23 protein-coding genes are annotated in these 22,798 nt (G+C 57.7%); 3 read left to right on the top strand and 20 right to left on the bottom strand.

The features are described from left to right. Nucleotides 1-16: 16 nt before the first annotated feature. The gene (locus KTJ90_RS07340) at nucleotides 17-997 is read right to left on the bottom strand and encodes an ABC transporter permease subunit (RefSeq protein ID WP_008926895.1); all 981 of its coding nucleotides are present in this window, start codon (nucleotides 995-997) and stop codon (nucleotides 17-19) included. Nucleotides 998-1,007: 10 nt separating this feature from the next. After that, nucleotides 1,008-2,522 (bottom strand): sugar ABC transporter ATP-binding protein, encoded by a 1,515-nt coding sequence (locus tag KTJ90_RS07335; RefSeq protein WP_499026112.1) that lies wholly within the window; start codon nucleotides 2,520-2,522, stop codon nucleotides 1,008-1,010. Nucleotides 2,523-2,669: 147 nt separating this feature from the next. Between KTJ90_RS07335 and KTJ90_RS07330 the strand changes: the two genes are divergently transcribed. Then, the gene (locus KTJ90_RS07330; protein ID WP_499026110.1) at nucleotides 2,670-5,288 is read left to right on the top strand and encodes an ATP-binding protein; all 2,619 of its coding nucleotides are present in this window, start codon (nucleotides 2,670-2,672) and stop codon (nucleotides 5,286-5,288) included. Here KTJ90_RS07330 and phnE (KTJ90_RS07325) read toward each other — a convergent pair. The 16 genes from phnE (KTJ90_RS07325) to KTJ90_RS07250 form a co-directional block, all read right to left on the bottom strand. Next, nucleotides 5,242-6,126, bottom strand: a complete 885-nt coding sequence (gene phnE, locus KTJ90_RS07325) for a phosphonate ABC transporter, permease protein PhnE (protein WP_140916202.1) — start codon at nucleotides 6,124-6,126, stop codon at nucleotides 5,242-5,244. The two genes, KTJ90_RS07330 and phnE (KTJ90_RS07325), sit on opposite strands and share 47 nt — an antisense overlap. After that, the gene (phnE, locus tag KTJ90_RS07320) at nucleotides 6,123-6,983 is read right to left on the bottom strand and encodes a PhnE/PtxC family ABC transporter permease (RefSeq protein WP_499026108.1); all 861 of its coding nucleotides are present in this window, start codon (nucleotides 6,981-6,983) and stop codon (nucleotides 6,123-6,125) included. Before phnE (KTJ90_RS07320) ends, phnE (KTJ90_RS07325) begins: the two co-directional genes overlap by 4 nt. 95 nt (nucleotides 6,984-7,078) lie before the next feature. Beyond that, nucleotides 7,079-8,005, bottom strand: coding sequence for a phosphonate ABC transporter substrate-binding protein (gene phnD, locus KTJ90_RS07315; RefSeq protein ID WP_008926899.1), 927 nt, complete (start codon nucleotides 8,003-8,005; stop codon nucleotides 7,079-7,081). 26 nt (nucleotides 8,006-8,031) lie between these two features. Beyond that, entirely contained in the window at nucleotides 8,032-8,862 is an 831-nt protein-coding gene (gene phnC, locus KTJ90_RS07310; protein WP_499026105.1) for a phosphonate ABC transporter ATP-binding protein, read from the bottom strand. A gap of 79 nt (nucleotides 8,863-8,941) precedes the next feature. Continuing rightward, a complete protein-coding gene (gene phnP, locus KTJ90_RS07305; protein ID WP_003852451.1) occupies nucleotides 8,942-9,712 on the bottom strand; it encodes a phosphonate metabolism protein PhnP in 771 nt (256 codons plus the stop codon). A 64-nt stretch (nucleotides 9,713-9,776) separates the two neighbouring features. Next, the gene (phnN, locus tag KTJ90_RS07300; RefSeq protein WP_105099036.1) at nucleotides 9,777-10,313 is read right to left on the bottom strand and encodes a ribose 1,5-bisphosphokinase; all 537 of its coding nucleotides are present in this window, start codon (nucleotides 10,311-10,313) and stop codon (nucleotides 9,777-9,779) included. Beyond that, the gene (phnM, locus tag KTJ90_RS07295; protein ID WP_110411298.1) at nucleotides 10,313-11,449 is read right to left on the bottom strand and encodes an alpha-D-ribose 1-methylphosphonate 5-triphosphate diphosphatase; all 1,137 of its coding nucleotides are present in this window, start codon (nucleotides 11,447-11,449) and stop codon (nucleotides 10,313-10,315) included. The genes phnN and phnM overlap by 1 nt, the downstream gene beginning before the upstream one ends. Further along, entirely contained in the window at nucleotides 11,446-12,159 is a 714-nt protein-coding gene (phnL, locus tag KTJ90_RS07290; protein ID WP_003852445.1) for a phosphonate C-P lyase system protein PhnL, read from the bottom strand. Before phnL ends, phnM begins: the two co-directional genes overlap by 4 nt. Further along, on the bottom strand, nucleotides 12,160-12,921 hold the full coding sequence (gene phnK / locus KTJ90_RS07285; protein ID WP_003852443.1) for a phosphonate C-P lyase system protein PhnK: 762 nt from the start codon (nucleotides 12,919-12,921) through the stop codon (nucleotides 12,160-12,162). After that, nucleotides 12,911-13,759 carry an alpha-D-ribose 1-methylphosphonate 5-phosphate C-P-lyase PhnJ gene (locus KTJ90_RS07280; RefSeq protein ID WP_008926903.1) on the bottom strand — a complete coding sequence of 283 codons (849 nt, stop codon included), beginning with the start codon at nucleotides 13,757-13,759 and terminating at the stop codon, nucleotides 12,911-12,913. The genes phnK and KTJ90_RS07280 overlap by 11 nt, the downstream gene beginning before the upstream one ends. After that, nucleotides 13,752-14,828 carry a carbon-phosphorus lyase complex subunit gene (locus KTJ90_RS07275; protein WP_003852439.1) on the bottom strand — a complete coding sequence of 359 codons (1,077 nt, stop codon included), beginning with the start codon at nucleotides 14,826-14,828 and terminating at the stop codon, nucleotides 13,752-13,754. The genes KTJ90_RS07280 and KTJ90_RS07275 overlap by 8 nt, the downstream gene beginning before the upstream one ends. After that, nucleotides 14,828-15,403: a phosphonate C-P lyase system protein PhnH gene (gene phnH / locus KTJ90_RS07270; RefSeq protein WP_003852437.1), complete on the bottom strand. Its 576-nt coding sequence runs from the start codon at nucleotides 15,401-15,403 to the stop codon at nucleotides 14,828-14,830. Before phnH ends, KTJ90_RS07275 begins: the two co-directional genes overlap by 1 nt. Next, nucleotides 15,403-15,849 (bottom strand): phosphonate C-P lyase system protein PhnG, encoded by a 447-nt coding sequence (phnG, locus tag KTJ90_RS07265; RefSeq protein ID WP_003852434.1) that lies wholly within the window; start codon nucleotides 15,847-15,849, stop codon nucleotides 15,403-15,405. Before phnG ends, phnH begins: the two co-directional genes overlap by 1 nt. Further along, nucleotides 15,849-16,562, bottom strand: coding sequence for a phosphonate metabolism transcriptional regulator PhnF (gene phnF / locus KTJ90_RS07260; protein WP_003852432.1), 714 nt, complete (start codon nucleotides 16,560-16,562; stop codon nucleotides 15,849-15,851). Before phnF ends, phnG begins: the two co-directional genes overlap by 1 nt. Nucleotides 16,563-16,713: 151 nt before the next feature. After that, entirely contained in the window at nucleotides 16,714-17,523 is an 810-nt protein-coding gene (locus KTJ90_RS07255; protein WP_008926907.1) for a Brp/Blh family beta-carotene 15,15'-dioxygenase, read from the bottom strand. After that, complete coding sequence (locus tag KTJ90_RS07250) at nucleotides 17,520-18,233, bottom strand: bacteriorhodopsin (RefSeq protein WP_003852428.1); 714 nt, start codon at nucleotides 18,231-18,233, stop codon at nucleotides 17,520-17,522. Before KTJ90_RS07250 ends, KTJ90_RS07255 begins: the two co-directional genes overlap by 4 nt. Nucleotides 18,234-18,908: 675 nt before the next feature. Between KTJ90_RS07250 and KTJ90_RS07245 the strand changes: the two genes are divergently transcribed. Together KTJ90_RS07245 and KTJ90_RS07240 are read left to right on the top strand one after the other, a co-directional pair. Beyond that, nucleotides 18,909-19,538, top strand: a complete 630-nt coding sequence (locus KTJ90_RS07245; protein WP_499026099.1) for a CatB-related O-acetyltransferase — start codon at nucleotides 18,909-18,911, stop codon at nucleotides 19,536-19,538. Between the two features lie 135 nt (nucleotides 19,539-19,673). Next, on the top strand, nucleotides 19,674-20,177 hold the full coding sequence (locus tag KTJ90_RS07240; RefSeq protein ID WP_499026097.1) for a P-loop nucleotide/nucleoside kinase family protein: 504 nt from the start codon (nucleotides 19,674-19,676) through the stop codon (nucleotides 20,175-20,177). Between the two features lie 152 nt (nucleotides 20,178-20,329). On the opposite strand, the gene KTJ90_RS07235 is transcribed toward KTJ90_RS07240, so the two are convergent. Both KTJ90_RS07235 and KTJ90_RS07230 read right to left on the bottom strand, forming a co-directional pair. Further along, nucleotides 20,330-21,868, bottom strand: coding sequence for a methyl-accepting chemotaxis protein (locus tag KTJ90_RS07235; RefSeq protein ID WP_003852423.1), 1,539 nt, complete (start codon nucleotides 21,866-21,868; stop codon nucleotides 20,330-20,332). A gap of 672 nt (nucleotides 21,869-22,540) precedes the next feature. Further along, nucleotides 22,541-22,744 carry a hypothetical protein gene (locus KTJ90_RS07230; protein ID WP_003852422.1) on the bottom strand — a complete coding sequence of 68 codons (204 nt, stop codon included), beginning with the start codon at nucleotides 22,742-22,744 and terminating at the stop codon, nucleotides 22,541-22,543. Nucleotides 22,745-22,798: the final 54 nt, after the last annotated feature.

Below are 22,798 nucleotides of genomic sequence, written 5' to 3'. Positions count from 1 at the left end.
TCCGCCCTTTTAAGCCTCAACTCACATGATGACGAGTACGGTATTTGTCGATCAGGACGGCGATGATGATCACTGCGCCTTTGATCACCAGCTGCCAGAAATAGGAGACACCCATCAGCGTCATGCCGTTATTCAGCGTGGCGATAATCAGTGCGCCAATCAGTGTGCCGGTGATGGTGCCGATACCACCGACAAAGCTGGTGCCGCCGAGAATCACCGCGGCAATCGCATCCAGCTCATAACCGACGCCCAGGTTGCCGTTGGCGCTGTAGAGCCGCGAGGCACTCATCAGCCCGGCCAGCCCCGACAGCAGGCCACTCATGCCGTAGACAAACAGCAGCACGACGCCAACCTTGATGCCCGTCAGGCGTGCAGCCTGGATATTGCCACCGACGGCGTAGATATGGACGCCCAGTGTGGTGCGACGCAGGATGAACCAGCAGATGGCAATCACCGCAAAGGCAATCACAATCAGCCACGGCACCGGCCCGAGATAGCCGTTGCCAATCCATTCAAAGTTAATATCGGAGTTGATCACCGTGGTGCCGTTCGCCAGCAGATACGCCGCTCCGCGCAATGCGGTGTAGGTACCCAGCGTGACAATAAAGGGGGGCAATCCGGCCCAGGCGACCAGGATGCCGTTGAACAGCCCCATCACCAGACCCGCGCCCAGCGCCATCGGAATGGTCAGGGAGGCGAGCATCGGGTCCAGCGACGCCACCAGCGCCACCACCGCCGTGGTGCCCAGCATCGACCCCACCGACAGATCGATACCGCCGGTGAGGATGACGAAAGTCATGCCCGCCGCCAGCACAATGTTGATCGACGCCTGACGGGTAATGTTGAGCAGGTTGGCTTCAGTAAAAAAGTTTGGCGTGACGAAACCAAATACCGCCACGATCAGGATCAGAATCGGCAGGATACCCACCGTTTGCAGCAGATCGCCCATCAGGGCGCGTTTCAGCGTCGGCGCTTTGGTGCGGGCCAGTTGTGTCATGGTGGTCTCCTTAGATTTCGCCTGTTGACGCGCTGTGCGCACCGGTTGCCAGCGTCATAATATTTTCCTGACTGATGTGGCTGCCCTCCAGCTCACCGACGATGGTGCCTTCGTGCATCACGTAAACGCGGTCACTCATCCCGACCACTTCCGGCAGTTCGCTGGAGATCATTAAAATCGCCACGCCCTGCCGCGCCATCTCCTGCATCATGCGGTAGATCTCGCTTTTAGCGCCGACATCGACGCCGCGCGTCGGCTCATCCAGAATCAGGATGCGCGGGCCAATCGCCACCCAGCGCGAGATCAGCAGCTTTTGCTGGTTCCCGCCGGACAGACCGCCCGCCCGGACCTGAGCATGCGGAACACGAATATTGAGTGAGGCGATCGCCTCATTGGCGATGGTCTGCCCTTTGCGTCGGTTGAGCATCCCGTAACTGGCGTCACGTTCCAGCGTCGCCATCACAATGTTCTCCTGCGCGGCCATCTCCAGAAACAGTCCCTGCTCTTTGCGGTTCTCGGTGAGGAAGCCGATGCCGCGCGCAATCGCATCACGCGGCGAATGAATGGTGACCTTCTCACCGTCGATCCAGATCTCGCCCTCTTTCGGCTTATGTACGCCGAAGATCAGCTGCGCCAGTTCGCTGCGACCGGCGCCTACCAGCCCGGCCAGCCCGACAATTTCTCCGGCCCGCACTGCCAGACTGCTGGGATGCACTTTGCCGCCATCAGTAAGGTGATTCACCGCCAGCCGGATGTCGCCTAAAGGGATCGCACGGTCTTTGTTAAACAGGTCGCTGAGCGGGCGTCCGACCATCATCCGCACCAGTTCACTGGCGTTAAGCTGGTCACGGGTCAGGCTGCCCACATATTGCCCATCACGCAGCACGCTGACGCGATCAGACAGCTCATACACTTCCGCCATGCGATGGCTGATGTAGATAATCGCCATGCCTTCGCTGCGCAGCCGTTTGATTAGTGCAAACAGCTGTTCGGTTTCGCGGTTAGAGAGCGCGGCGGTCGGCTCATCCATTACCAGAATGCGGCTGTTGCGCTGCAGCGCACGGGCGATCTCCACCTGCTGCTGCTCGGCGATGCTCAGACGACTGACTAAATCCCAGGCGCTGAACTGTGCGCCGAGCCGATCAATGACCCGCTGCGCCTCTTCAGCCATCTGTCGCCGCTTCACCAGCCCGCCAGGCGCAATTTCGCTACCCAGAAAAATGTTCTCTGCCACCGTCAGGTTGGGTGCCAGATTGATCTCCTGATAAATCAGGGTAATCCCGGCAGCCAGCGCCTCTTTCGGCCCTTTCAGTGCCCAGGGCTTATTTTCAATTAAAATTTCCCCGCTGCTGGCGGTATAGGCACCGGCCAGAATCTTCATCAGTGTGCTTTTACCCGCGCCGTTCTCACCCATCAGTGCGTGAACCTCACCGGGCCAGACCGTGAGATCGACACCCTTCAGGGCATAAAAATTGCCGAAGCGTCGGGTAATTCCCCGCATTTCCAGTATTGGTGTGGCTGTCATCGCCTCGCTCCTGCGGACTGTGGATAGCCGCCAGTAAAACAACGCCAGATAAACGGAAAATGTCAGCGGCCGTTCATATTTGTCATAAACGCCCGACATCACGCTCCTATACTCGGCGCATCGTTGCAGTGATTAAGAGGTCGTGGGATGCAGCGCAGTTATCCGTGGCAGGCCGGGGCGCGTGGACGCCTGTTGATGTTCAATCTGCTGGTGGTGTCGGTTACGCTGATGGTAAGCGTGGTGGCGATCATCGGCTTTCGTCATGCCGGCGCGATTCAGGAACAGGCCCAGGCGCAGACGCTGGCAGATATGAACGGCAGCCTGGCGCTGGCGCGCGATACTGCCAATGTGGCGACGGCGGCCGTGCGGCTGTCGCAGGTGGTCGGGGCACTGGAGTATCAGAGCGAATCACAGCGCCTGCAGCAGAATCAGCAGGCGTTGCAGCAGTCGCTGAGCCTGCTGGCCAGCGCACCGCTGGCGGCCCGTCAGCCGGAGCGCATCGCGCGGATCCGCGCCCGCAGCCTGATGCTGGAGCAGACGATTAATAGCCTGCTGCTGAATGGCCATCAGCGGCATCTGCAGCGCAATAACATGCTGAGTGATCTGTGGCAGACCCAGATTCTGCTCAGCCATATCAACCAGCTGGTGCAGCGGGAACAGCTCATACTGCCGGATGCCGCACTACGCGAACAAACCGAACGGCTGATCACCATCGCCATTCGCACACCCACGCCCATTGCCGTCATTGAACAGCTTCAGCAGGTGATGACGCAGTGGCGCAGCGTGCCGCTGACGGGCGTCACGGGCGAGAACGTGCAGCGACTCCTGATTACCCAGCAACGCCTGCTGCCGCTGGCGGAGGCGCTGGAGCAGAGCGACCTGGCAATCGCCTATGCTACCTACCGGATTAAAGCACTGGTGGCGATGCTGAATGACGATATCAATGCGTCAGTGCAGCAGGTTGCGCTGCAAAGTGAGGCGCGTACCCAGGCCACTCACCACGAACTTGATTCGATCATCGGCTTTATCGCGCTGTTTGTGCTGCTGGCGCTGGCGATTACCGGCTATGCCGGAATCTACATCTACCGCAATCTCGGATCGAGCCTGACAGCGATTGCCGGCGCGATGACGCGTCTGGCGCAGGGCGAACAGAACGTCAGCGTGCCGGGGCTGCAACGGCGTGACGAACTGGGGGAACTGGCGCGGGCCTTTAACGTCTTTGCCCGAAATACCGCCTCGCTGGCCCACACCTCACGGCTGCTGAAAGAGAAGAGTAACCAGCTGGAGTCCACCTTCCTGGCGATGCGCGACGGCTTTGCCCTGTTTGATCACAATGGTCAGCTGGTGGTGTGGAATGCGCAGTATGCCGAACTGCTCGGCCTTTCGCCGCGTGAGGTCCATCGTGGCGTCCACTATCAGCAACTGCTGGCACCGCTGGCGGTGGATCTGCACGATCCCGGTGAGCAGCAGGAGATCCGTCTGGCCGATGGCCGTACGCTGGAACTGCGCTTTAGCCCGATTCCGCGGCGCGGCATGGTCAATACCGTGCTGGACCGCACCTCACGTAAAACCCTGGAAGAAGCGCTCCAGCACAGCCAGAAGATGAAGGCGGTCGGTCAGCTGACCGGCGGGCTGGCGCACGACTTTAACAATCTGCTGGCGGTGATTATCGGCAGTCTGGCGCTGACTGAAGGCCAGCTGATGCCCGGCCCCCTCGCCACCCGCATTGAGCGGGCGCGGCAGGCGGCCGATCGCGCCGCCCAGCTGACGCAGCGCCTGCTGGCCTTCTCACGCAAACAGGCGCTTTATCCGCGCGCGGTGTCGGTGGTGACGCTGGTGGATAACCTGCAGGGGTTGCTTCAGCACTCGCTGCTGCCGGGACAGCAGCTGGTTATTGATGCCCAGCGCCCCGGCTGGCCCGCCTGGATCGATGCCAGCCAGCTGGAAAATGCGCTGATGAATCTGGTGGTGAATGCGCGCGATGCCATGCACCAGCAAAACGGCGAAATCCGGCTGCGCATCTGGAATCAGCGTCGTCTGGAGGGGGGAGAAAAACGTGACCGCGTCACAATTGAGGTGATCGACCACGGCTGCGGCATGTCCGCCGACGTGCGCGAACAGGTTTTCGAGCCTTTCTTTACCACCAAAGCGACCGGCAGTGGCAGCGGGCTTGGACTGTCCATGGTTTACGGCTTTGTGCGGCAGTCAGGCGGACAGATAGAACTGGAAACTGCGCCGGGCCAGGGCACCACGGTGCGTCTCTTGTTGCCGCGCGCAGCGGAAGCCGCCGTTATCGCCCCGCCACCGCCTGTGCCCGGTGAGGCTGACCTTGCAGCAGATGTTGAAGCGGCCAGTAACCGGCTGGTGCTGGTGCTGGATGATGAACCGGCGGTACGGCAGACACTGTGCGAGCATCTGCATCAGCTGGGTTATCTGACGCTGGAATGTGGCGACGGTGAAGAGGCGCTGGCGCTGCTGCGCCAGACACCGGATATCGACCTGCTGATCAGCGACCTGATGCTACCCGGCGAGATTAACGGCGCAGAGGTGATCCGGCAGGCCCATCAGAACTGGCCACAGCTGGCGACATTGCTTATCAGCGGTCAGGATCTGCGCCACCAGCCGGTCACGCTGCCGCTGTGTGAACGGCTGGCGAAACCCTGGCATCAGGCACAACTGGTGAAGGCGCTACAGCGCGCCTGGCAGCGCAGCGAACGGCTTAATCGCGCGCAGCAGGCTGCCACAACGGCACCGGTTTCCCACTGATGTAGCGCTTACGCAGGCGGCTGGAGATCACATCCATGACCATCACCACCACCACCAGGATCAGCGTCAGGAACATCACCACATCCCAGTTCCACAGGCGCATGTTCTCGGCGTAGACCAGACCGACACCACCCGCGCCGACAAAGCCCAGCACCGCTGCCGAGCGGGTATTGGACTCAATCTGGTAAAGGCTCAGCGCCAGAAACTGCGGGAATGACTGGGTAAAGATGCCGAAGCGGTGTTTCTGCAAACTGTTGGCGCCCACGGCACTCAGTCCGCGACCTGGCGATCGCTCCACCGCTTCGTGCCCTTCGGCGTAGAGTTTGCCGAGCAGACCGACATCCTGCAGGATAATCGCCAGCACCCCGGCCAGCGGCCCCATGCCGACCGCACGCACGAATATCAGCCCCCAGATCGCCATGTCGATGCCGCGTAACACATCGAACACACGGCGCATCAGAAACGCCAGCGGTTTTGCCGCGCCATCGTGCATGACGTTGCGTGCCGCCAGAAACGAGAGCGGCAGCGCCAGCAGCGAGGCGGTCAGCGTCCCGGCGAACACAATCCCCAGGGTAATCCCGACCTGCGAAAAATAGTAGCCAAACGGCCAGTTCATGAAGTCATGCCAGACAAACATTCGCAGGAAATAGCGTCCAAGTTGCTGGCAGCCCATCAGCAGGCGCGACCATTCCAGGCCAAATACGGAAAAGAAAAAAAGATAGTAGAGCAGCACCGCCAGCGCCATCAGCCCTATGCGGCGCAGATAGCGCGGCTGCGCGGCAAAGAGTTCACGATGCTGCTGCTTCATTAGCGTGACATCAGGTACGTGGCTCATCATGTCCGATCTCCTGTCACACGGCGACGAAGCTGGCCAGATAGCGTATCCAGCAGCGATACCACAATCAGAATCAGCAGCAGCGTGATACTGACCTGATCGTAGCGGTCCAGTTTGATATTGGTCATCAGCTCCTGGCCGATGCCGCCCGCGCCAACCAGCCCGAGGATGGTTGAAGAGCGGAAGTTAATTTCCAGTCGCATAAAGCTGTAAGAGAGAAAGACCGGTTTAACCTGTGGCCAGAAGGCGAAGCGCATCCGCTGCAGCTTGCTGGCGCCACAGGCGGCCAGGCCGCGCACCGGCTTATCCGATGCCGACTCAATCGCCTCATAAAACAGCTTGGTCAGGCTGCCCACGGTGTGCAGCGCCAGCGCCAGAAAGCCGGGGATCGCCCCAATGCCAAAGGCCATCACAAACATCACTGCCCACGCCAGTTCCGGCATGGTGCGCAGAAAGGCGACAAAGACACGAATGGTCATCCGCACGCTGACCGGCGTCTGGGTATTGTCGGCGGCGAAAAAGGCCAGCACCGCCGCCATGGCCACCGCGATCAGCGTCGAAGCCAGCGCCAGCTGCAGCGTTTCCCAGATCAGTGGCAGCTGAATCGGCAGACGGTAGCCCCAGTAGGCCAGCGAACCTTCGGTTTTGCCATCGGCAAACAGCAGCGGCAGATGCAGCACCGGCAGGATTTCATGCAGATAGTCAAAAAAGTGCGGCAGCGACTGCCAGACGGTGAGCAGATTAAATTCTGCCACCCTGCCCGCCGCCAGATAGAGTGCCACCAGCAGCAGTGACCAGAGCAGCGTGTCACGTTTCTGCTGGCGTCGGATGCGTTGGTAGTAGTGTTCGAATTCGGTCAAAGGAGGATCTCCGGCGCTAAAGCAGCGGGACGCAGGCGGGGTTGCCGCGTCCCGCTCTCCCCGCCTCGACGGGGAAAGTCAGGGCACCGTCGGCCTTAGCCGCGGCTGCCTTTCATCAGGTCACGTTTCATATCGATGATGTTTTTATAGTCAGCGACCGTCGCCTCACCGATATGCTGTTCACCACCCACGGCTTTTACGAAGCAGGCGTGATCGTCCTTATCCAGTTTTTTAATCGCCGACACCACTTTCGCTTTGAAGTCAGCGGGCAGCTTGTTGCTGACCAGCACCGGGCCGTTAGGGATCAGTGGCGACTGCCAGATGATGCGGATCTGCTTCATCAGGTCCGGATGGTCCATGCGGATCAATCGGCCAAAGGCGCCAGAGGTGTAACCGCTGTTGTAGTCACCGACCAGGGACGTCCAGGTGACTGCGCCATCAAACTGGTTATTCAGCACGCCCAGGATGTCCTGCTCATGACCGCCAGAGAAAGTGACGCTGGAGAAGAAGTTGTTATATTTGTCATCCACCGTGCCGCCGAACATCTTCTTAAACGCCTGGTTTGGCATCAGGAAGCCGGACGTCGAATCGGGATCGGCCATACCGAATGATTTGCCTTTCAGGTCTTCCAGCTTTTTATACGGGCTGTCCGCTTTAACGATGACGACAGAGTGGTAGCCACGTGACTGATCTTTGTCATCGACGACAATACCCACCACATCCACCGCTTTCGGGTCCTGAATGTAGACCGACGCAAACGAAGCCGGTGACATGCTCAGCACCATATCGATCTTGCCGCCCAGCAGGCCCTGAATCACGCCGGAATAGTCAGAGGCGTTGCGCATCTGGGTATCCACACCCAGCTCTTTATCCAAGAAGGTTTTTACACACTGATTATCGCCAATCTGCTGGGTGGCGTTCTGCCCGCCCATAATCCCCAGATTAAGCTGTTTCGGCGCATCCGCTGCGCTGACACCAAACGCCATGACACTGGTCAGAAGTGCTAAAGAAGTCAGTTTCATTCGGAATTATTCTCTTGCTGTGGACGTTAATGGATTTGGTTAAGTTCATCGCCGTACAGCTGGTGCAACAGGCTGTCGGTGAGTCGGGAAGGATTGCCATCAAACAGCACGACACCGCGCTGAATGCCAATAACCCGGGTGCAATAGCTTTTGACCAGCTCAATCGAGTGCAGGTTGACCATCACGCTGATGCCCTGCTCGCTGACCTGGCGCAGCACATCCATAATGCGTTTGGTATTTTTAGGGTCGAGTGAGGCCACCGGCTCATCAGCCAGCAGGATTTTGGGGTTCTGCATCAGGGCGCGGCAGATCGCCACGCGCTGCATCTGTCCGCCTGAGAGATTTTCGGCCCGCTGCAGCGCCTGCGGCAGCATGTTCATCCACTGCAGCAGTTCGATGGCGTGCGCGCGGTCCTGGTCAGAAAAGATTTTGAAGAAGGATTTCAGCGTGCTGGTCTGGCTCAGGCGGCCCAGCAGCACGTTGGTCAGCACGTCGAGGCGCGGCACCAGACAGAAATCCTGAAAGATCATGCCGCACTGACTGCGCCATTCGCGCAGCTGGCGGCTGTTAAGCGTGACCACGTTACGATCTGCTTCGCCCTGATGAAGACTGATAATCGCACCGGACGTCGCGTTAATTGTGCCGTTGAGCATGTGCAGCAGTGTCGATTTACCCGCGCCAGAGCGGCCAATCACCGCCACCAGCTCACCGGCGTGCAGGTCAAAACTGACCTGATCCAGCACCTGCGTGTCGCCGTAGGCTTTGCTCAGTTTCTGCACCGACAACACTTTTTGTCCGCTGAGGCTGGCCGGTGGCAGATCGTTGTCGACCACCGTTTTCAGAAGTGCCTGTGCCATGGTGTTCTCCGTCATCGCTGATTGCGTTCTGCCGGTTATTAAGGCGTGACGCGATGAACACGAGATGACAGCCAGATGATCAAACCGTGACAGGCCAGTGCGCGCCGCACAGCAAAGTCTGGCCGTCACGGGCTGGCAGCACGCCTTCTGGCAACGGGTTTTCGGCTAACCAGTTATCCATCTCATGACTGAGGTGAGTGAGCCAGGTCTGACGCGGCTTGAGCCTCTCTGCTATCGCCAGCGCCTGGGTCAGATCATTGTGATTTCGAGGCTCTGCACGGGGTGGATCGTTGCAGTCAATCACCAGTTGATCCAGCGGCTGGCCGCGCAGGAAGTCGGCGGTGTCGGGCGGCAGTCCGCAGGTATCACACAGCCAGGCGAGCCGGGTGTCATGCCAGTCAAACAGATAACCGTGCGTCAGCTTTGAATGCTGCAGCGGCAGCGGCGTAACCTGCAGCTCGCCAAAGGCATGCGCCACAAAAGGGGTTAAAGCGGGACGGAAATCCAGCAGGCCAGGGTGTTTGTAGAGATCGTCACAGCCACGCGGATCGGGCGGTCCCCAGACCGGAATCGGCGCGCCCACGCCCCAGCGCAGCGCAAACAGGCCCTGAACATGATCCATGTGATAATGCGTCAACAGAATGCGGGTCAGCGAGCCAGGCGGAAAGCGTGATGCCAGCAGCGGCAGACCGGCATCCAGCAGGATGCGTTCGTGGCCAGACTCAATCAGCGCACTGCAGGGCGCCCGTGCATGAGTGCGGTTACGCTGCGCCCGCTGACAGGCGTGACAGTCGCAGCCCGGCAGCGGCGCGGCAGTCACACCGCCAGTGCCAAGAAAAGTGAGTTTCATGGATGCGCTCCTGGTCGCGTATATCGCTGCCGGGCGCTTACTGCCCGTGCCGGAAAAGTCGATGTCATTGATGCGCCTCCAGTATCTGGCGAAGCTGGCAGACGGTTTCCGCCAGCGCGCCGTCGTTGTTGAGGATCAGACAGCCGTCGGGCTGCGGCTGGGCAGCACGCGCCAGCCGCCGGGCAATCTCCGCCTCATCTTCCCGTCCACGCTGACGCAGCCGCGCCGCCAGCACAGCGGGCGACACCTGCAGACAGACCGGCAGCAGCTGTGAGCCAAAGCGGGCCTGTGCCTGAGCCAGATGCAGCCGCGACCCGTTCACCACCACATTCTGTCCACGCAGCAGCCACTGTTCTGTCTCACAGCCAATGCCGTAGCGGAAACCGTGGGCTTCCCAGCTCACGGCAAACAGACCGAGCGCGGCGCGGCGGGCAAACTCCGCCTCGGTGAGTGCCACATGGTTTTCACCGCCCGCATCGGCGGCGCGGGTGATGTAGCGATGGGCGATCAACAGTTTGGGCGGCGGTGCCTCCCGCAGCGCATCCAGCAGGCTATCCTTGCCGGAGCCGGAGGGACCGGTGAGCCAGATCAGCCGCGCCATCAGTACACCTGCCGGCCTTTGCTCCAGACGTGCCGCACGTGCGGGTAGCCGTGTGCGGTGTGCGCCAGCACCAGGTCGGCGCGGCAACCTTCCGCGATGACACCGCGGTCCTCCAATCCTAATGCGCGGGCCGGATTACAGGTCACCAGCGCGATGGCCTGCGCCATGCCCAGGCTGTTGCGCTCGTCATCCGCCAGCCGGAACGCGGCATCCAGCAGGCTGGCCGGGTAGTAATCGGACGACAGAATGTTCAGCAGGCCGTGTGACGCCAGTTCCCAGGCTGCGACGTTGCCGGAGTGCGAGCCGCCGCGCACGATGTTGGGCGCACCCATCAGCACCTGCATGTTGCGATAGCGTGAGGCACGTGCCGCTTCCAGCGTGGTCGGAAACTCCGCAATGCGGCTGCCTGCCACATGGGACTCTTCCACATGCGCGGCGGTGGCGTCATCATGGCTGGCAATGGCGATGCCATGTTCCCGGCACAGTCCCGCAATCGCCTGACGATTGGGCTGTGACCACGCTGCCGCAAGGGTGAGCTGGTCATGCTCGAACTGATCCATCTCGGCGTCATTAAGCTGATATTTGCCCTGATAATATTCGCGATATTTGGTCAGCGACGCGTACTGACGCTGGCCCGGCGAATGGTCCATCAGCGATACCAGCGCCAGCTCAGGCGTGCCCATTAGCGCTTCAAACAGCGGCGCAGTGGTGGGATGCGGCAGTTCACAGCGCAGATGCAGCAGATGCTCAGCCCGGTTCAGTCCCTTGCGGTTGCTGTCGCGGATGGCGTCGATCATCTTGCTGAGGTTATCCAGCCGGTGCCCGCCGTCGCGCACATCCCCCACGCCGATCGCGTCCAGCACCGTGGTAATGCCGCTGGAAACCATCAGCGCATCGTGGCTGCTCATCGCCGAGTGTGCGGGCCAGTCCACTTTCGGGCGCGGGGTGAAAAACTTGTCGAGGTTATCGGTGTGCAGTTCCACCAGACCCGGCAGCAGCCAGGCACCTTCACCATCCAGCGCACCGGGCTGCTGGCTGGTGGTTTCGCTGAAGCTGCTGATGCGCTCATCGCGGAACTCCAGTGACCCGCTGACCACTTCATTTTCCAGCACCAGTCTGACGTTATTGATGATCATGCCTGCACTCCTGTGTCGATCGGGTGCATCAGGTGAAGCCTGTCGGCGACCCGCTCGCGCACCGCCCGATCGTGAAAAATACCGACGATGGCGGCACCACGTGCGCGCGCCTGTTCAATTAAACTCACCACCGCCTCGCTGTTGACGTTGTCGAGCGAGGCGGTGGGTTCATCCAGCAGCAGCACCGGATAGTCGGCGATAAAGCCGCGTGCGATATTCACGCGCTGCTGCTCACCGCCAGAAAAGGTAGACGGGGCGAGCGACCAGAGACGCTGCGGCACATTCAGCCGGCTGAGCAGTTCGGCGGCCCGCGCTTCGCAGAATTCGCGATCAACGCCGCGCTCCAGCAGCGGCTGCATCACAATCTCCAGCGTCGGCACGCGTGGGATCACCCGCAGAAACTGGCTGACCCAGCCCAGCGTGTCGCGACGCAGGGCGATAATCTGGCGCGCTGATGCCTGCGCCATGTCGATCCATTCACCCTGATGTGCAACCCGTATATGACCGCTGTCGGGCTGATAGTTGCCGTAAAGCGCGCGCAGCAGCGTGGATTTGCCACTGCCGGAATGACCGTGCAGTACCACGCATTCGCCCTCGCCCACCGTCAGGCTGGCGTTGTGCAGCACCGGCAGCGCCGCGCCGTTCTGGTTGTGCAGCACAAAGGTTTTACACAGATTTTCTACCCGCAGGCGCGGAGTGAGCGTTGTCATTTAATTGAGCACCGAAGAGACCAGCAGTTGAGTGTAAGGATGATGAGGATCGTCCAGAACACGGTCAGTCAGACCGCTCTCCACCACCCGCCCCTGTTTCATCACCAGCAGGCGATGCGCCAGCAGTCGCGCCACCCCGAGATCGTGGGTGACAATCACCACCGCCAGATTCAGCTCACGCACCAGGGTGCGCAGCAGATCCAGTAGTCGCGCCTGCACCGAGACATCCAGCCCGCCGGTCGGCTCATCCATAAACATCAGCTGAGGCTGCGTCACCAGGTTGCGGGCAATCTGCAGACGCTGCTGCATCCCGCCGGAAAAAGTGGTCGGCAGATCGTCGATGCGACTGGCATCAATCTCCACCGCCTGCAGCCAGCGGCTCGCCTCGGCGCGGATGTCGCCATAGTTCCGCTGGCCGGTCGCCATCAGCCGTTCGCCGATGTTACCGCCCGCGCTGACCTGCGCACGCAGCCCGTCCATCGGATGCTGATGCACCACGCCCCACTCGGTGCGCAGCAGGCGACGGCGGTCGTTTTCACTCATCTCATAGAGGTCGCGGTTCTGATAGTGAATGCTGCCCTGCTGCGGTGTGAGGCGGGCCGACAGGCTCTGCAGCAGCGTGGTTTTACCGGAGCCGGACTCGCCGACAATCCCCAGTACTTCGCCGGGCCAGAGATCAAAACTGACCTGCTCAAACCCTTTGCCCGGCGCATAAAGATGGGTGAGCTGGTTCACCGCAAGCAGCGGCTGTTCACTGTGCATGTTGCTGTTCCTGCTGCTGATGGCAAAAGTCGGTGTCGGAGCAGACGAACATCCGCGTTCCCTGGTCGTCCATCACCACCTCATCGAGGTAGCTGTGGCGCGATCCGCACAGCGCGCAGGGTTCATCCCACTGCTGCACGGTGAAGGGGTGATCGTCGAAGTCCAGGCTCTCCACGCGGGTATAAGGCGGCAAGGCGTAGATGCGCTTTTCACGCCCGGCCCCAAACAGCTGCAGCGCAGGCATCATGTGCATCTTCGGGTTGTCGAATTTGGGAATGGGCGACGGATCCATCACGTAGCGATCGTTAACCCGGACCGGATAGGCGTAGGTCGTGGCGATATGGCCGTAGCGGGCGATATCTTCATACAGCTTCACCTGCATGATGCCGTACTCCTCCAGCGCATGCATGGTGCGGGTCTCGGTTTCGCGCGGTTCGATAAAACGCAGCGGCTCAGGAATCGGCACCTGGAATATCAGGATCTGGTCTTCCTCCAGCGGCGTTTCCGGGATGCGGTGCCGGGTCTGGATCAGGGTGGCATCGGCGGTGCGTTCGGTGGTTGCGGCCCCGCTGACCCGCTTAAAGAACTGACGTATTGACACCGCATTGGTGGTGTCATCAGCGCCCTGATCGATCACCTTCAGCACATCCTGATCGCCAATCACGCTGGCGGTAATCTGGATGCCGCCTGTCCCCCAGCCGTAAGGCATTGGCATCTCGCGTCCGGCGAACGGCACCTGATAGCCGGGGATCGCCACCGCTTTCAGGATGGCGCGACGGATGGTGCGTTTGGTCTGCTCATCGAGATAGCCATTGTTATAGCCGGTGAGTTCAGCCATGGTTGCGCTCCTGATAATCGTGCTGCAGCTGTTTCAGCAGTTCCAGTTCTGCCTGGAAATCGACGTAGTGCGGCAGCTTGAGATGCGAGACAAAGCCCGCGGCTTCGACGTTGTCGGCGTGCGACAGCACAAACTCTTCGTCCTGCGCCGGGCTGGTCACGCGCTCATTCTGCTCGCGGCTTTGCAGCGCCCGATCCACCAGCGCCATCGCCATCGCCTTGCGTTCGGCACGGCCAAACACCAGCCCGTAGCCACGGGTAAACTGCGGCGCGGCGTCATCACTGTGGGCGACGCCGTTGACCATTTCACATTCGGTCAGCAGCACTTCCCCAATCTCCAGCTCAAAGCCCAACTCTTCGGGACAGATGCTGACGCTGAGATAGCCGGTGCGGATCTCGCCAGCAAACGGATGGGTACGGCCATAGCCGCGCTGGGTCGAATAGCCCAGCGCCAGCAGAAAACCTTCATCGCCACGCACCAGTTGTTGCAGCCGTGCAGCGCGCGAAGCAGGAAAGCGCATTGGCTCGCGGGTGATATCAACCGGCTCGCTGCCGTCATCCCTCTCGGCGGTGGCCAGCCCTTCCTCACTCATCATGCTGAACATGTGCGGACACTGATCCGGCACCGAACGGTCGTCACGCGGCGCGGCAGGCGTTTCACCGTTTGCCAGCAGGGTGAAGTCGAGCAGACGGTGGCTGTAGTCATAGGTTGGCCCCAGCACCTGGCCGCCCGGCAGGTCTTTATAGACCGCCGAGATGCGGCGTTCGATGCGCATCGAACCGGTCGCCAGTGGCGTGCTCTCTGCCAGACGTGGCAGCGTGGTGCGATAGGCACGCAGCAGAAAAATCGCCTCGACCAGATCGCCACTGGCCTGCTTAATCGCCAGCGCCGCCAGTTCAGGATCGTATATTCCGCCTTCGGTCATTACCCGATCCACCGCCAGCCCCAGCTGCTGCGCCACCTGATCGCAGCCGAGTTCCGCTACTGCCCGATCGCCCCGTCGCAGATCGGCCTGTAACTGATGGGCATTAGAGATGGCTTTTTCGCCCCCTTTCACCGCGACATACATCAGCACACCTCCACAACGGTGGTGCGCGGCACGGCCATGATCGCTTCGCCACAGGTGAAGATCAGATCCACGCCCTGCGGGAACGGATGCGGACGGGTGCGCAGATATTCCAGCACGCTTTCCGGCAGCTGTGGTGCAATAGCACGGGTTTCCCGCAGGCCAGGGCCGGAGAGACGCAGCGTTAGTCCGCCATTCAGCGACGGCACTTCGATAATCAGCGTGGTGCTTTTCTCCGGCGACATATTGTCACCCGCCGCGAACTGCGTCGGATCGGGCTGTGCTGTTGCATGGCTCAGGGCGAACGGTGCGTCCTGCTGCGAAGTAATGGGTGCACCGGTATGGAAGCGCAGATTGTTACGCAGCTGTTCATTGTCGATTTGCGCATCCAGCCAGACCGGACTTTCCTGATCGACCAGCGTCAGCAGCAATGCTGTGGCCGCCGGTGACAGTGCGCCCCAGCCCTGCTGCAGCGGCAGCGAGACCATCACGCCCGGCTCGCTCATCGCTTTCAGAATACGGCGAAACGCACGCTGCGCATCCGCGACCGGATGGTTAAAACTTGCCAGTAAAGTCATCAGTTATCTCCGCGAACCAGCGTAAAGAAATCTACTTTGCTGCTGGCGATTTCACGGGCGCGCAGCTGTCGCTGCTCCTCGCGCCACGCCGCCAGCGGGGTAATAATCTTCTCTTCCAGCAACTGCCGTGTTTCCGGCTGCTGCAACAGCGCGTCCAGCAGGGCGCAGCGTTCAGCGTGGGCTTTGTCGCGCCCCAGCAGATAGCTGTAACCCAGGGTACCGTCGCTCAGTTGCACCACCGCACGTGTCACCGTGGCATCGCCCATGACAAAGCGTTTGCCGGTAGCGCCCATCCGCGCCTGGAGTCGCGTCAGCCCAATCTCTGCCGGACGGACCAGGGTGAATTCGGGCTGGAGGCTAAGCGCATGCCAGTGCGCTTCAAGCAAGGCGGCGCTGCTGTGCGCCAGTACCGACAGCCAGCGCTGGCGATCTGTTTGCTGTTCCATTAGTGCTCCAGAGTCAGTTCGATCATGTCGCCGCGCGTCAGGCTGACGGAGTATTCCGCCACCGCGCCATCACTGGTTTTGTTGAGCGTCCGCACGCAGAGCAGCGGCGCATGCAGGGCGATGTCGAGCTGCCGACACTCTTTGGCCTGCGCCCGGCGGGTGCTGATACGCGTCTGAGTGCGCACCAGCTGTTTGCCGGTGTGTTCCACTAAGAAGTCGTGCAGCGAGCCGCTGTTAAATTGCTGAAGCTGCGGCCACCAGCTGAGGTCGGCGAGGAAATGATTAATCAGGCAGAGCGGCACGCCATTGGCGCGGCGCAGGGTGCGCAGATGAATGACGTTGTCGCCCTCTTTCACGCCCAGCGCATTGGCGACGTCGTTGCTGGCCGGACGCAGTACCGCCAGCAGCCGTTCGCTGGTCGGGTGACTCCCCTGCTCCATCAGGTTCTGACTGAAGCGCGCCTGGGCATGCAGCGGATAGTCATAAGGACGCATCAGTACCAGGATGCCAACACCGTGACGGCGCTGCAGCAGCCCTTTGTGCACCAGCTCATCGACAGCCCGGCGCAGCGTGTGGCGGTTGACCTCGTAGTGATCGGCCAGCTGCTGCTCGGAAGGAAGATAGTCGCCGCAGCGGTAGCGCTCTTTCAGCGCCTGCTCCAGTTGTGCGGCAACAGCCTGATAAACAGTGGTCGGATGTCTGGATAACTCCATCACGATGAAATCCTCACGGGTTACAGAGTGGGAACGCAGTAATAGGACGCTGCGGGATGGTGTTAGCCTGAAGGGATCAGATGACAGAACGGTGACGGGGGAGTGAAGGAGTGGTGAATGTAGGGGCGTCTACCCTATTAGCGGGACGGTTTCACGCCGGATGCCGTGATTCAAACCAGGGCGTAATGAGCATATGCGGGATTGCCAGTGCGGCCAGTACAGCAAACAATGGCTGAATTCCCGCGTTGTCCACAGGATGCATCACCACAATGGTTCCCGCAGCCAGCAGAAGAGCCGCCGTCAGTACCGGCCAGGTGGCTTGCAGGTAGCGGAGATAGCTGGTGCACTTCAGCTGATCGCGCCGCTGTCGGGTTTGCGGCAGCGCATGTAAAATTAAGAATCCCATTGAAAAACCGACGAAAGGTGGAAGCAGTAACAACGCCAGTGTACCCGTCAGAAGACGCCTGTCCTGACGAACGAAACCCGCAAAAATAAGCCCTGACGCACAGAGTCCCCCTGTAATGGCAATGCCCACAGCAAGAGCGTCCGGCATTGAAAATCCTGGTGCCGCCTCATGCAGAATTGCGCTAAATGCCTGCAGATGCAGTGTCGCTGGGGCCGCTATCATACTTATCCCCCGCGCCAGACGTTCGGGGCTGCGTCCATCAGGGGCGTCTTCAAGCGCAAAATGCAGGGCAGATGCCAGAAGAAAAACGGGCAACGCCAGCGCCGGAGCACCGTGCCACCAGAACAGACAGATCAAGATGACCAGTCCATAGGCGGCAAGAAACGGGAACTGACGCTCGCGTTTAACGACGTCAAGATCGCTGGCACCGTGTGCCATGCCGATAACGCCAATGGCCAGGGTCGCAAACAGCACTTGCCCCGCAGGGGGGCTGAAAGAGGCAGCGAGCGCTGCCCCCCAGAGTCCTGCCCAGCCGAACCGCACCTGGGCTGTCATCTCCTCACAGCACCAACAGGCGTAGTATGAGAGAGCGCTTTTTTCATATTAGCCGCAGCGTAGAAGGCGTAGAAAACTTTAGCGATAATATCCAGAATCAGGAATGCCTGAACAGATGTCGCATCAGTGATGACACTGAGACCTTCCGGACCGACCAGAAAAACGATCGGATAGATAAACCACACGAGGGTCAGCAAGGCTACATTCTTGTTGTAGGCACCTGCCAGCGCGTTGCCTCGCGTCGCGGCCAGTGCGCGCAGTGGCCCCCAGAGCAGATAAACAACGCCCAGAAATGCCGCACACGACCATGAATACCACACCCATTTCGCGACAGGATTTTCCGCCAGGGAAGAGACCAGGCCGGTGATAATCATCATCACATCCAGCACAATGATGGCAGTCAGAAAGCCGCCCATTTCTCCTGGTTTACCCTGTTCATGGAAAGCCAGCATGACCAACCCGGCCAGTAAGAGAGGCGTGGTGATGGACCAGTCAGCGTAACGCGCCAGGTACACTATCGTGCCACTGTCCAGCGTGAGATTGCCAAACCCAAACGCCATGGCCAGATAGGCTGTGGCGGCAATAAACGGCACTGACGCGTGCACGAGTGTATGGTGACCAAAGGGATATTTCTTATCACCGGTCACGTAAATAATCAGTGACGCAATGGCCATGACCGAAAACCCAATCATAAATGCGGTTTGATCCATTTTACTCTCTCCTGTGCTAAAACGCCGGTATGGTGCCAGCCCTGCCGCTATGAATTAGCGTTAATAAAAGACGGTTATATTCGTTCAACGAATATGCTGTCAGTATATGGCGATATAGATAATTTGCCCGGCGAGCGAAATTTACACTGTTAATTTTAAGCAATCTGATTAAATTAACGTCTTTTACTGGCCTTCTGAGCGTCACATAAAAAAACCAATGTAAAGTTATGTTTCTCAGCGTTTCGCTTTCCTACCAAACCTTCCATATAGCCAGGATTATTACACGCATAACTCTTTGATTTAATTGAAATATAATATTATGAAAATCAGAACTCTTTGCCCCTGCATAAACTGACAAAAATGCAAAAATTTTATTTTTGAGTGGTAAACCTGAAACCAGCCGTTATGAAAACGGCGTCGTGTGACGCTTCACACTGGCGAAACGGCATTAATAAAATCGTTTCTGATTCTCTATGATTGATAATAAAGGGATGAACAGAGAATGAAAATTTTGCGTATTATTTATCCAGACTCTAATAAGCAGCACATCAGGAAACGGAAGTTTTTCACAGACAGAATCTACCCCTCATCATGGTTACATTGTGTCTGTGAAAAGGACAACGGGCATTAGGGTGTACACTGGAACGACCTAAAGCCGCACGTAAAGGAGAGAATATGTACGGACCGGATCCGGCCAATCCCCATCCAATGGAAGGCTTCCCACAGGTTTGTTTTATTAAAAACAGGGTGAAAAACCCCAACATCATCATCGGTGATTTTACGTATTATGATGACCCTGAAGGCGCAGAAAACTTCGAGCGCAATGTCCTTTATCACTTCCCGTTTATTGGCGACAAACTCATTATTGGAAAATTTTGCGCTATAGCGAAAGGCGTTCAGTTCATTATGAATGGGGCTAACCACAGCATGGCGGGGTTCTCCACTTATCCGTTCTACATCTTCGGAAACGGATGGGAAGCAAGCCAGCCTCAGGCCGGTGACCTGCCCGATAAAGGCGATACAGTGATTGGCAATGACGTATGGATTGGTTACCAGGCGCTGATTATGCCAGGCATTAAAATCGGTAACGGCGCGATCATTTCGTCACGTTCTGTCGTCACGTCGGATGTCCCGGCATATTCGATTATGGGGGGTAATCCAGCCAGGGTTATCAGGCAGCGTTTTAACGATGAGACCATATCGATACTCGAGAAGCTGGCCTGGTGGGACTGGCCTGTGGAAAAGATTACCCAAAACCTCCCGGCAATCCTCTCTGCTAATGTTGAAGCCTTGCCAGATAAATAGCTGTGCAGAATTACCCACGTTCGCTGCGGGCAAAGGGTGATGCGCACTCGTAATGTGTATGGATAATTGCGCGCAGCATGCTGTGCAAACATGTCAGCATTTAACGCTGGAGCGCGGATTTAAACAGGAGTCGTTATGCTGTACATATTCAGTGGCCTTCCCGGTTGTGGAAAAAGCACGGTCGCTAAAATGTTATCTGAAAAATTAAAAGCGGTGTATTTACGCGTCGATACGATCGAACAGGCGCTGCGTAATGAATCAGCAGCGTTCAGAGAGATGGGCCCTGAAGGCTATTTCATCCTCTATGCGCTTGCGCGAGAGAATCTCAGACTGGGACTACCTGTTGTCACTGACTCGGTAAATGATCTTAATCTGGTGCGAGATAGTTTTCGTGATATCGCACTATCATCAGGTGTTCCCTTTCTGGAAATCGAAATCCTTTGTTCGGATCCGGAACAGCATCGGGCTCGTGTAGAGAACAGAATCTCAGAAATTCCTGGCTTAAAAGTGCCTGAATGGCAGGCCGTCATGGATCGTGATTATGAATCCTGGAGAAGGGATCATCTGCAGCTGGATACCGCAAAATTATCGCCTGCTGCGTGCGTCGATAAAATTCTCAAAGCGAGCCTTCCGTTCTGAGCGCATTTAGCCTGCATCCTTGACGGCAATAAATTTTTTTTGACCCTCAGGCTGCACCCTGCCCTACACGGGATTGAAACCGGTAAAACAGGGCCAGCCACGCTATCTTCTCAGCCTGTGCGTTAATAAACGCTGGCTGAAGCCGGATTGGCTCAGAGCTTAAATGAGCTGACCTCTGTCAGCAGCCTGCCCGCCTGCTGACTCAGTGAGCCCGCAGCGGCAGACATCTGCTCTACCATTGCGGCATTCTGCTGCAGATTGCTTTCCATCTGCGTGACCGCAATGTTCACCTGGTCGATCCCATAACTCTGCTCTTTAGAGGAAGTATTGACCTGATTAATCAATTGCGTCGTTTCATCAACAACACTCAGAGCTTCATTCATTCGCGACGTCACATTCGCTGCGTATACCACGCCTTTATCCACATTCTGGATTGCTTCTTCAATCAGACCCCGGATATCCTGGGCTGCTACAGAAGAACGCTGTGACAATGAGCGGACCTCGCCGGCGACCACGGCAAACCCCTTGCCCTGCTCCCCGGCACGGGCGGCTTCCACTGCAGCGTTAAGCGCCAGAATGTTGGTCTGAAACGCAATGCCATCAATAATGGAGATAATTTCTGAAACCTTATTTGAAGAGACAGAGATATCGTTGATGGCACTTGTTAAATCATTCAGCTCACGGTTGCTATGGTTGACGATGGATTGCACTTTACCGATGAAGTTATTCGCCTCTGTCGCGTTATCCATATTGTGTTTCACGGTGGCCGACAGCTCGTTCATACTGGCTGCGGTTTGCTCAAGTGAAGAAGCCTGAGACTCTGAGCGTGATGACAGATCATCATTGCTGTGAGCGATTTCCTCTGACGCCGTATCCACCTCTTTGCTGGCATCCCGGACGCCTGACAGAACCTCCCGAAACTTAGTCACAAGGGCATTAAAACTGCCAGCCGTTGCGCCCAGTTCATCTTTTTTATTGAGATTTACCCGAAGAGTCAGGTCCAGGGTTTCCTCGATGGTTTTCATGGTGCTCTGTAAATTCTGCAGGCCTTTTCTGATATAGCTCAGGACAGAGTACGAAGAAAGGGCTGTCATTAACACCGCGGCTGCAATAATGCTGCTCAGAAGCCATAACGTATGCAGATACTCGGCATGATTTTCCGCTGCAAATTTGTTGGCAACCTGATAGTTATAAGCCAGGATGTCCTTCAGATTCTGGCTTACCACAACCGATGCCGCCGCTGTCTCTCCCTGATCGGAAACCATAGCCCTGGCCGCATCAATGCCGCCGGTCTGATAAACGCCCACCATCTTATTCACTTTCTCGAGATAGACGCCGAAATCCTGAATAGTCTGGCTTATCAACTGGCCGTCGTTATCGTCTGTAATCAGGTGAGATTTATAATAATCCATTGCCTCGCGCGTTTTGGTCAGATATTCCTTTGCGGTGACCATATGCTTTTCAAATATCGCTTTATCGGTAACCAGAAGACCCATCAGTATCTGCCGTCTTGCTTCTTCACGAAGCTGAGAGATTTCACTGATTTTGTTAATGCTGGGCAGAGAGTTGGTCGCCACATACTCGAACCGATCCTGTGCGCCGCCCAGAGAGCGGATACTGATAATGCCCAAAAAAAGCAGCGCCAGAAGTGTAAAGGTAAAGACCAGCGTAAGTTTCTTTAAAATTGTCATGAGAGGTTACCCGAGGGAGATGTCAAGATACCTTTCTTTTATCGGCTATCCTAAAACACACTTTATGGTCAGACGGTGAAACTAAGCAGTTATTGTTATGTTTTTTGAGAGATATCGAAGTTTGCACTCATTACGATAATTGACCTTTTCCGGATAATCCGGCGACGCGGCACGACCGGCGACGCCCGTACATGACGCGACACCATGAGAGGAAAAAGCGAGAAACGCTGGCATATCACTGCCGGACACCATAGAGTGGAAAAAAGCTAAAAATTACGTGCAGGTTATAACCTGTCCCTTAAGCGGCTGTTTGAATTAATAAAATTACTGTGAAAAATGGGCTGCATCAGCCTCGGACCCGCTGAATACATCAAAATACTTACTGATATCTGTCAGCGATTTCACAGGCTTGCTTATCCGGACTGATACAGCTTACAGCCGGTAATGCGTTCAGCCACCGGGTCAGCCGTACCCTTTCCCTATGCTCGTCTGAACGAGCCTCGTTGCCAGGAAGATTGAGGATCACAGGAATAAATCTGAATGTTTGTTGCTACAGTAAATCGGGTGCGCCCGATCATTAATGCAGTGCGGAGGTTAACCACGTCCTCTTCAGATCAACCTCTCATCGCACGCAAAATTCTGTCGCCAGGGATTGTAGCAACCCGTTCACTCTCATTTTGTGGCGAACGGGTAAGTGAGCAGGCTGACTGCGCCTGCTATTTCGTTTTGCAGGATGCAGTCAGGTTCTTCATCTAACAACAGACATAGTTGGGCAATGACTTTTGCACGGGTGACTGGCTCGCCATCATAAAAAAGAGCCTCCACCGCCTTACCAATGTGAACATGCAGTGCATTAACGGCGTTATCGTCACACATTTACCACCTCCGATGACATAAACCCGAAAGGAGACCACCGGATGCCAGAAACGA

Origin of the sequence: Pantoea jilinensis (assembly GCF_019104105.1) — a bacterium.
In the GTDB taxonomy this organism is placed as follows: Bacteria; Pseudomonadota; Gammaproteobacteria; order Enterobacterales; family Enterobacteriaceae; genus Pantoea; species Pantoea eucalypti.
This window is presented reverse-complemented; position numbering and strand designations above follow the sequence as displayed.

Coding starts and splice junctions, on each gene's coding strand:
- KTJ90_RS07335 (WP_499026112.1), bottom strand. CDS start 2,522: ATGACAGCCACACCAATACTGGAAATGCGGGGAATTACCCGACGCTTC.
- KTJ90_RS07275 (WP_003852439.1), bottom strand. CDS start 14,828: ATGTATGTCGCGGTGAAAGGGGGCGAAAAAGCCATCTCTAATGCCCAT.
- phnM (WP_110411298.1), bottom strand. CDS start 11,449: ATGATCATCAATAACGTCAGACTGGTGCTGGAAAATGAAGTGGTCAGC.
- phnG (WP_003852434.1), bottom strand. CDS start 15,849: ATGGAACAGCAAACAGATCGCCAGCGCTGGCTGTCGGTACTGGCGCAC.
- phnF (WP_003852432.1), bottom strand. CDS start 16,562: ATGGAGTTATCCAGACATCCGACCACTGTTTATCAGGCTGTTGCCGCA.
- KTJ90_RS07235 (WP_003852423.1), bottom strand. CDS start 21,868: ATGACAATTTTAAAGAAACTTACGCTGGTCTTTACCTTTACACTTCTG.
- phnH (WP_003852437.1), bottom strand. CDS start 15,403: ATGACTTTACTGGCAAGTTTTAACCATCCGGTCGCGGATGCGCAGCGT.
- phnP (WP_003852451.1), bottom strand. CDS start 9,712: ATGAAACTCACTTTTCTTGGCACTGGCGGTGTGACTGCCGCGCCGCTG.
- KTJ90_RS07230 (WP_003852422.1), bottom strand. CDS start 22,744: ATGTGTGACGATAACGCCGTTAATGCACTGCATGTTCACATTGGTAAG.
- KTJ90_RS07280 (WP_008926903.1), bottom strand. CDS start 13,759: ATGGCTGAACTCACCGGCTATAACAATGGCTATCTCGATGAGCAGACC.
- phnE (WP_140916202.1), bottom strand. CDS start 6,126: ATGATGAGCCACGTACCTGATGTCACGCTAATGAAGCAGCAGCATCGT.
- KTJ90_RS07255 (WP_008926907.1), bottom strand. CDS start 17,523: ATGACAGCCCAGGTGCGGTTCGGCTGGGCAGGACTCTGGGGGGCAGCG.
- KTJ90_RS07240 (WP_499026097.1), top strand. CDS start 19,674: ATGCTGTACATATTCAGTGGCCTTCCCGGTTGTGGAAAAAGCACGGTC.
- KTJ90_RS07250 (WP_003852428.1), bottom strand. CDS start 18,233: ATGGATCAAACCGCATTTATGATTGGGTTTTCGGTCATGGCCATTGCG.
- KTJ90_RS07340 (WP_008926895.1), bottom strand. CDS start 997: ATGACACAACTGGCCCGCACCAAAGCGCCGACGCTGAAACGCGCCCTG.
- KTJ90_RS07245 (WP_499026099.1), top strand. CDS start 18,909: ATGTACGGACCGGATCCGGCCAATCCCCATCCAATGGAAGGCTTCCCA.
- phnN (WP_105099036.1), bottom strand. CDS start 10,313: ATGGCGCGGCTGATCTGGCTCACCGGTCCCTCCGGCTCCGGCAAGGAT.
- KTJ90_RS07330 (WP_499026110.1), top strand. CDS start 2,670: ATGCAGCGCAGTTATCCGTGGCAGGCCGGGGCGCGTGGACGCCTGTTG.
- phnK (WP_003852443.1), bottom strand. CDS start 12,921: ATGCACAGTGAACAGCCGCTGCTTGCGGTGAACCAGCTCACCCATCTT.
- phnD (WP_008926899.1), bottom strand. CDS start 8,005: ATGAAACTGACTTCTTTAGCACTTCTGACCAGTGTCATGGCGTTTGGT.
- phnL (WP_003852445.1), bottom strand. CDS start 12,159: ATGACAACGCTCACTCCGCGCCTGCGGGTAGAAAATCTGTGTAAAACC.
- phnC (WP_499026105.1), bottom strand. CDS start 8,862: ATGGCACAGGCACTTCTGAAAACGGTGGTCGACAACGATCTGCCACCG.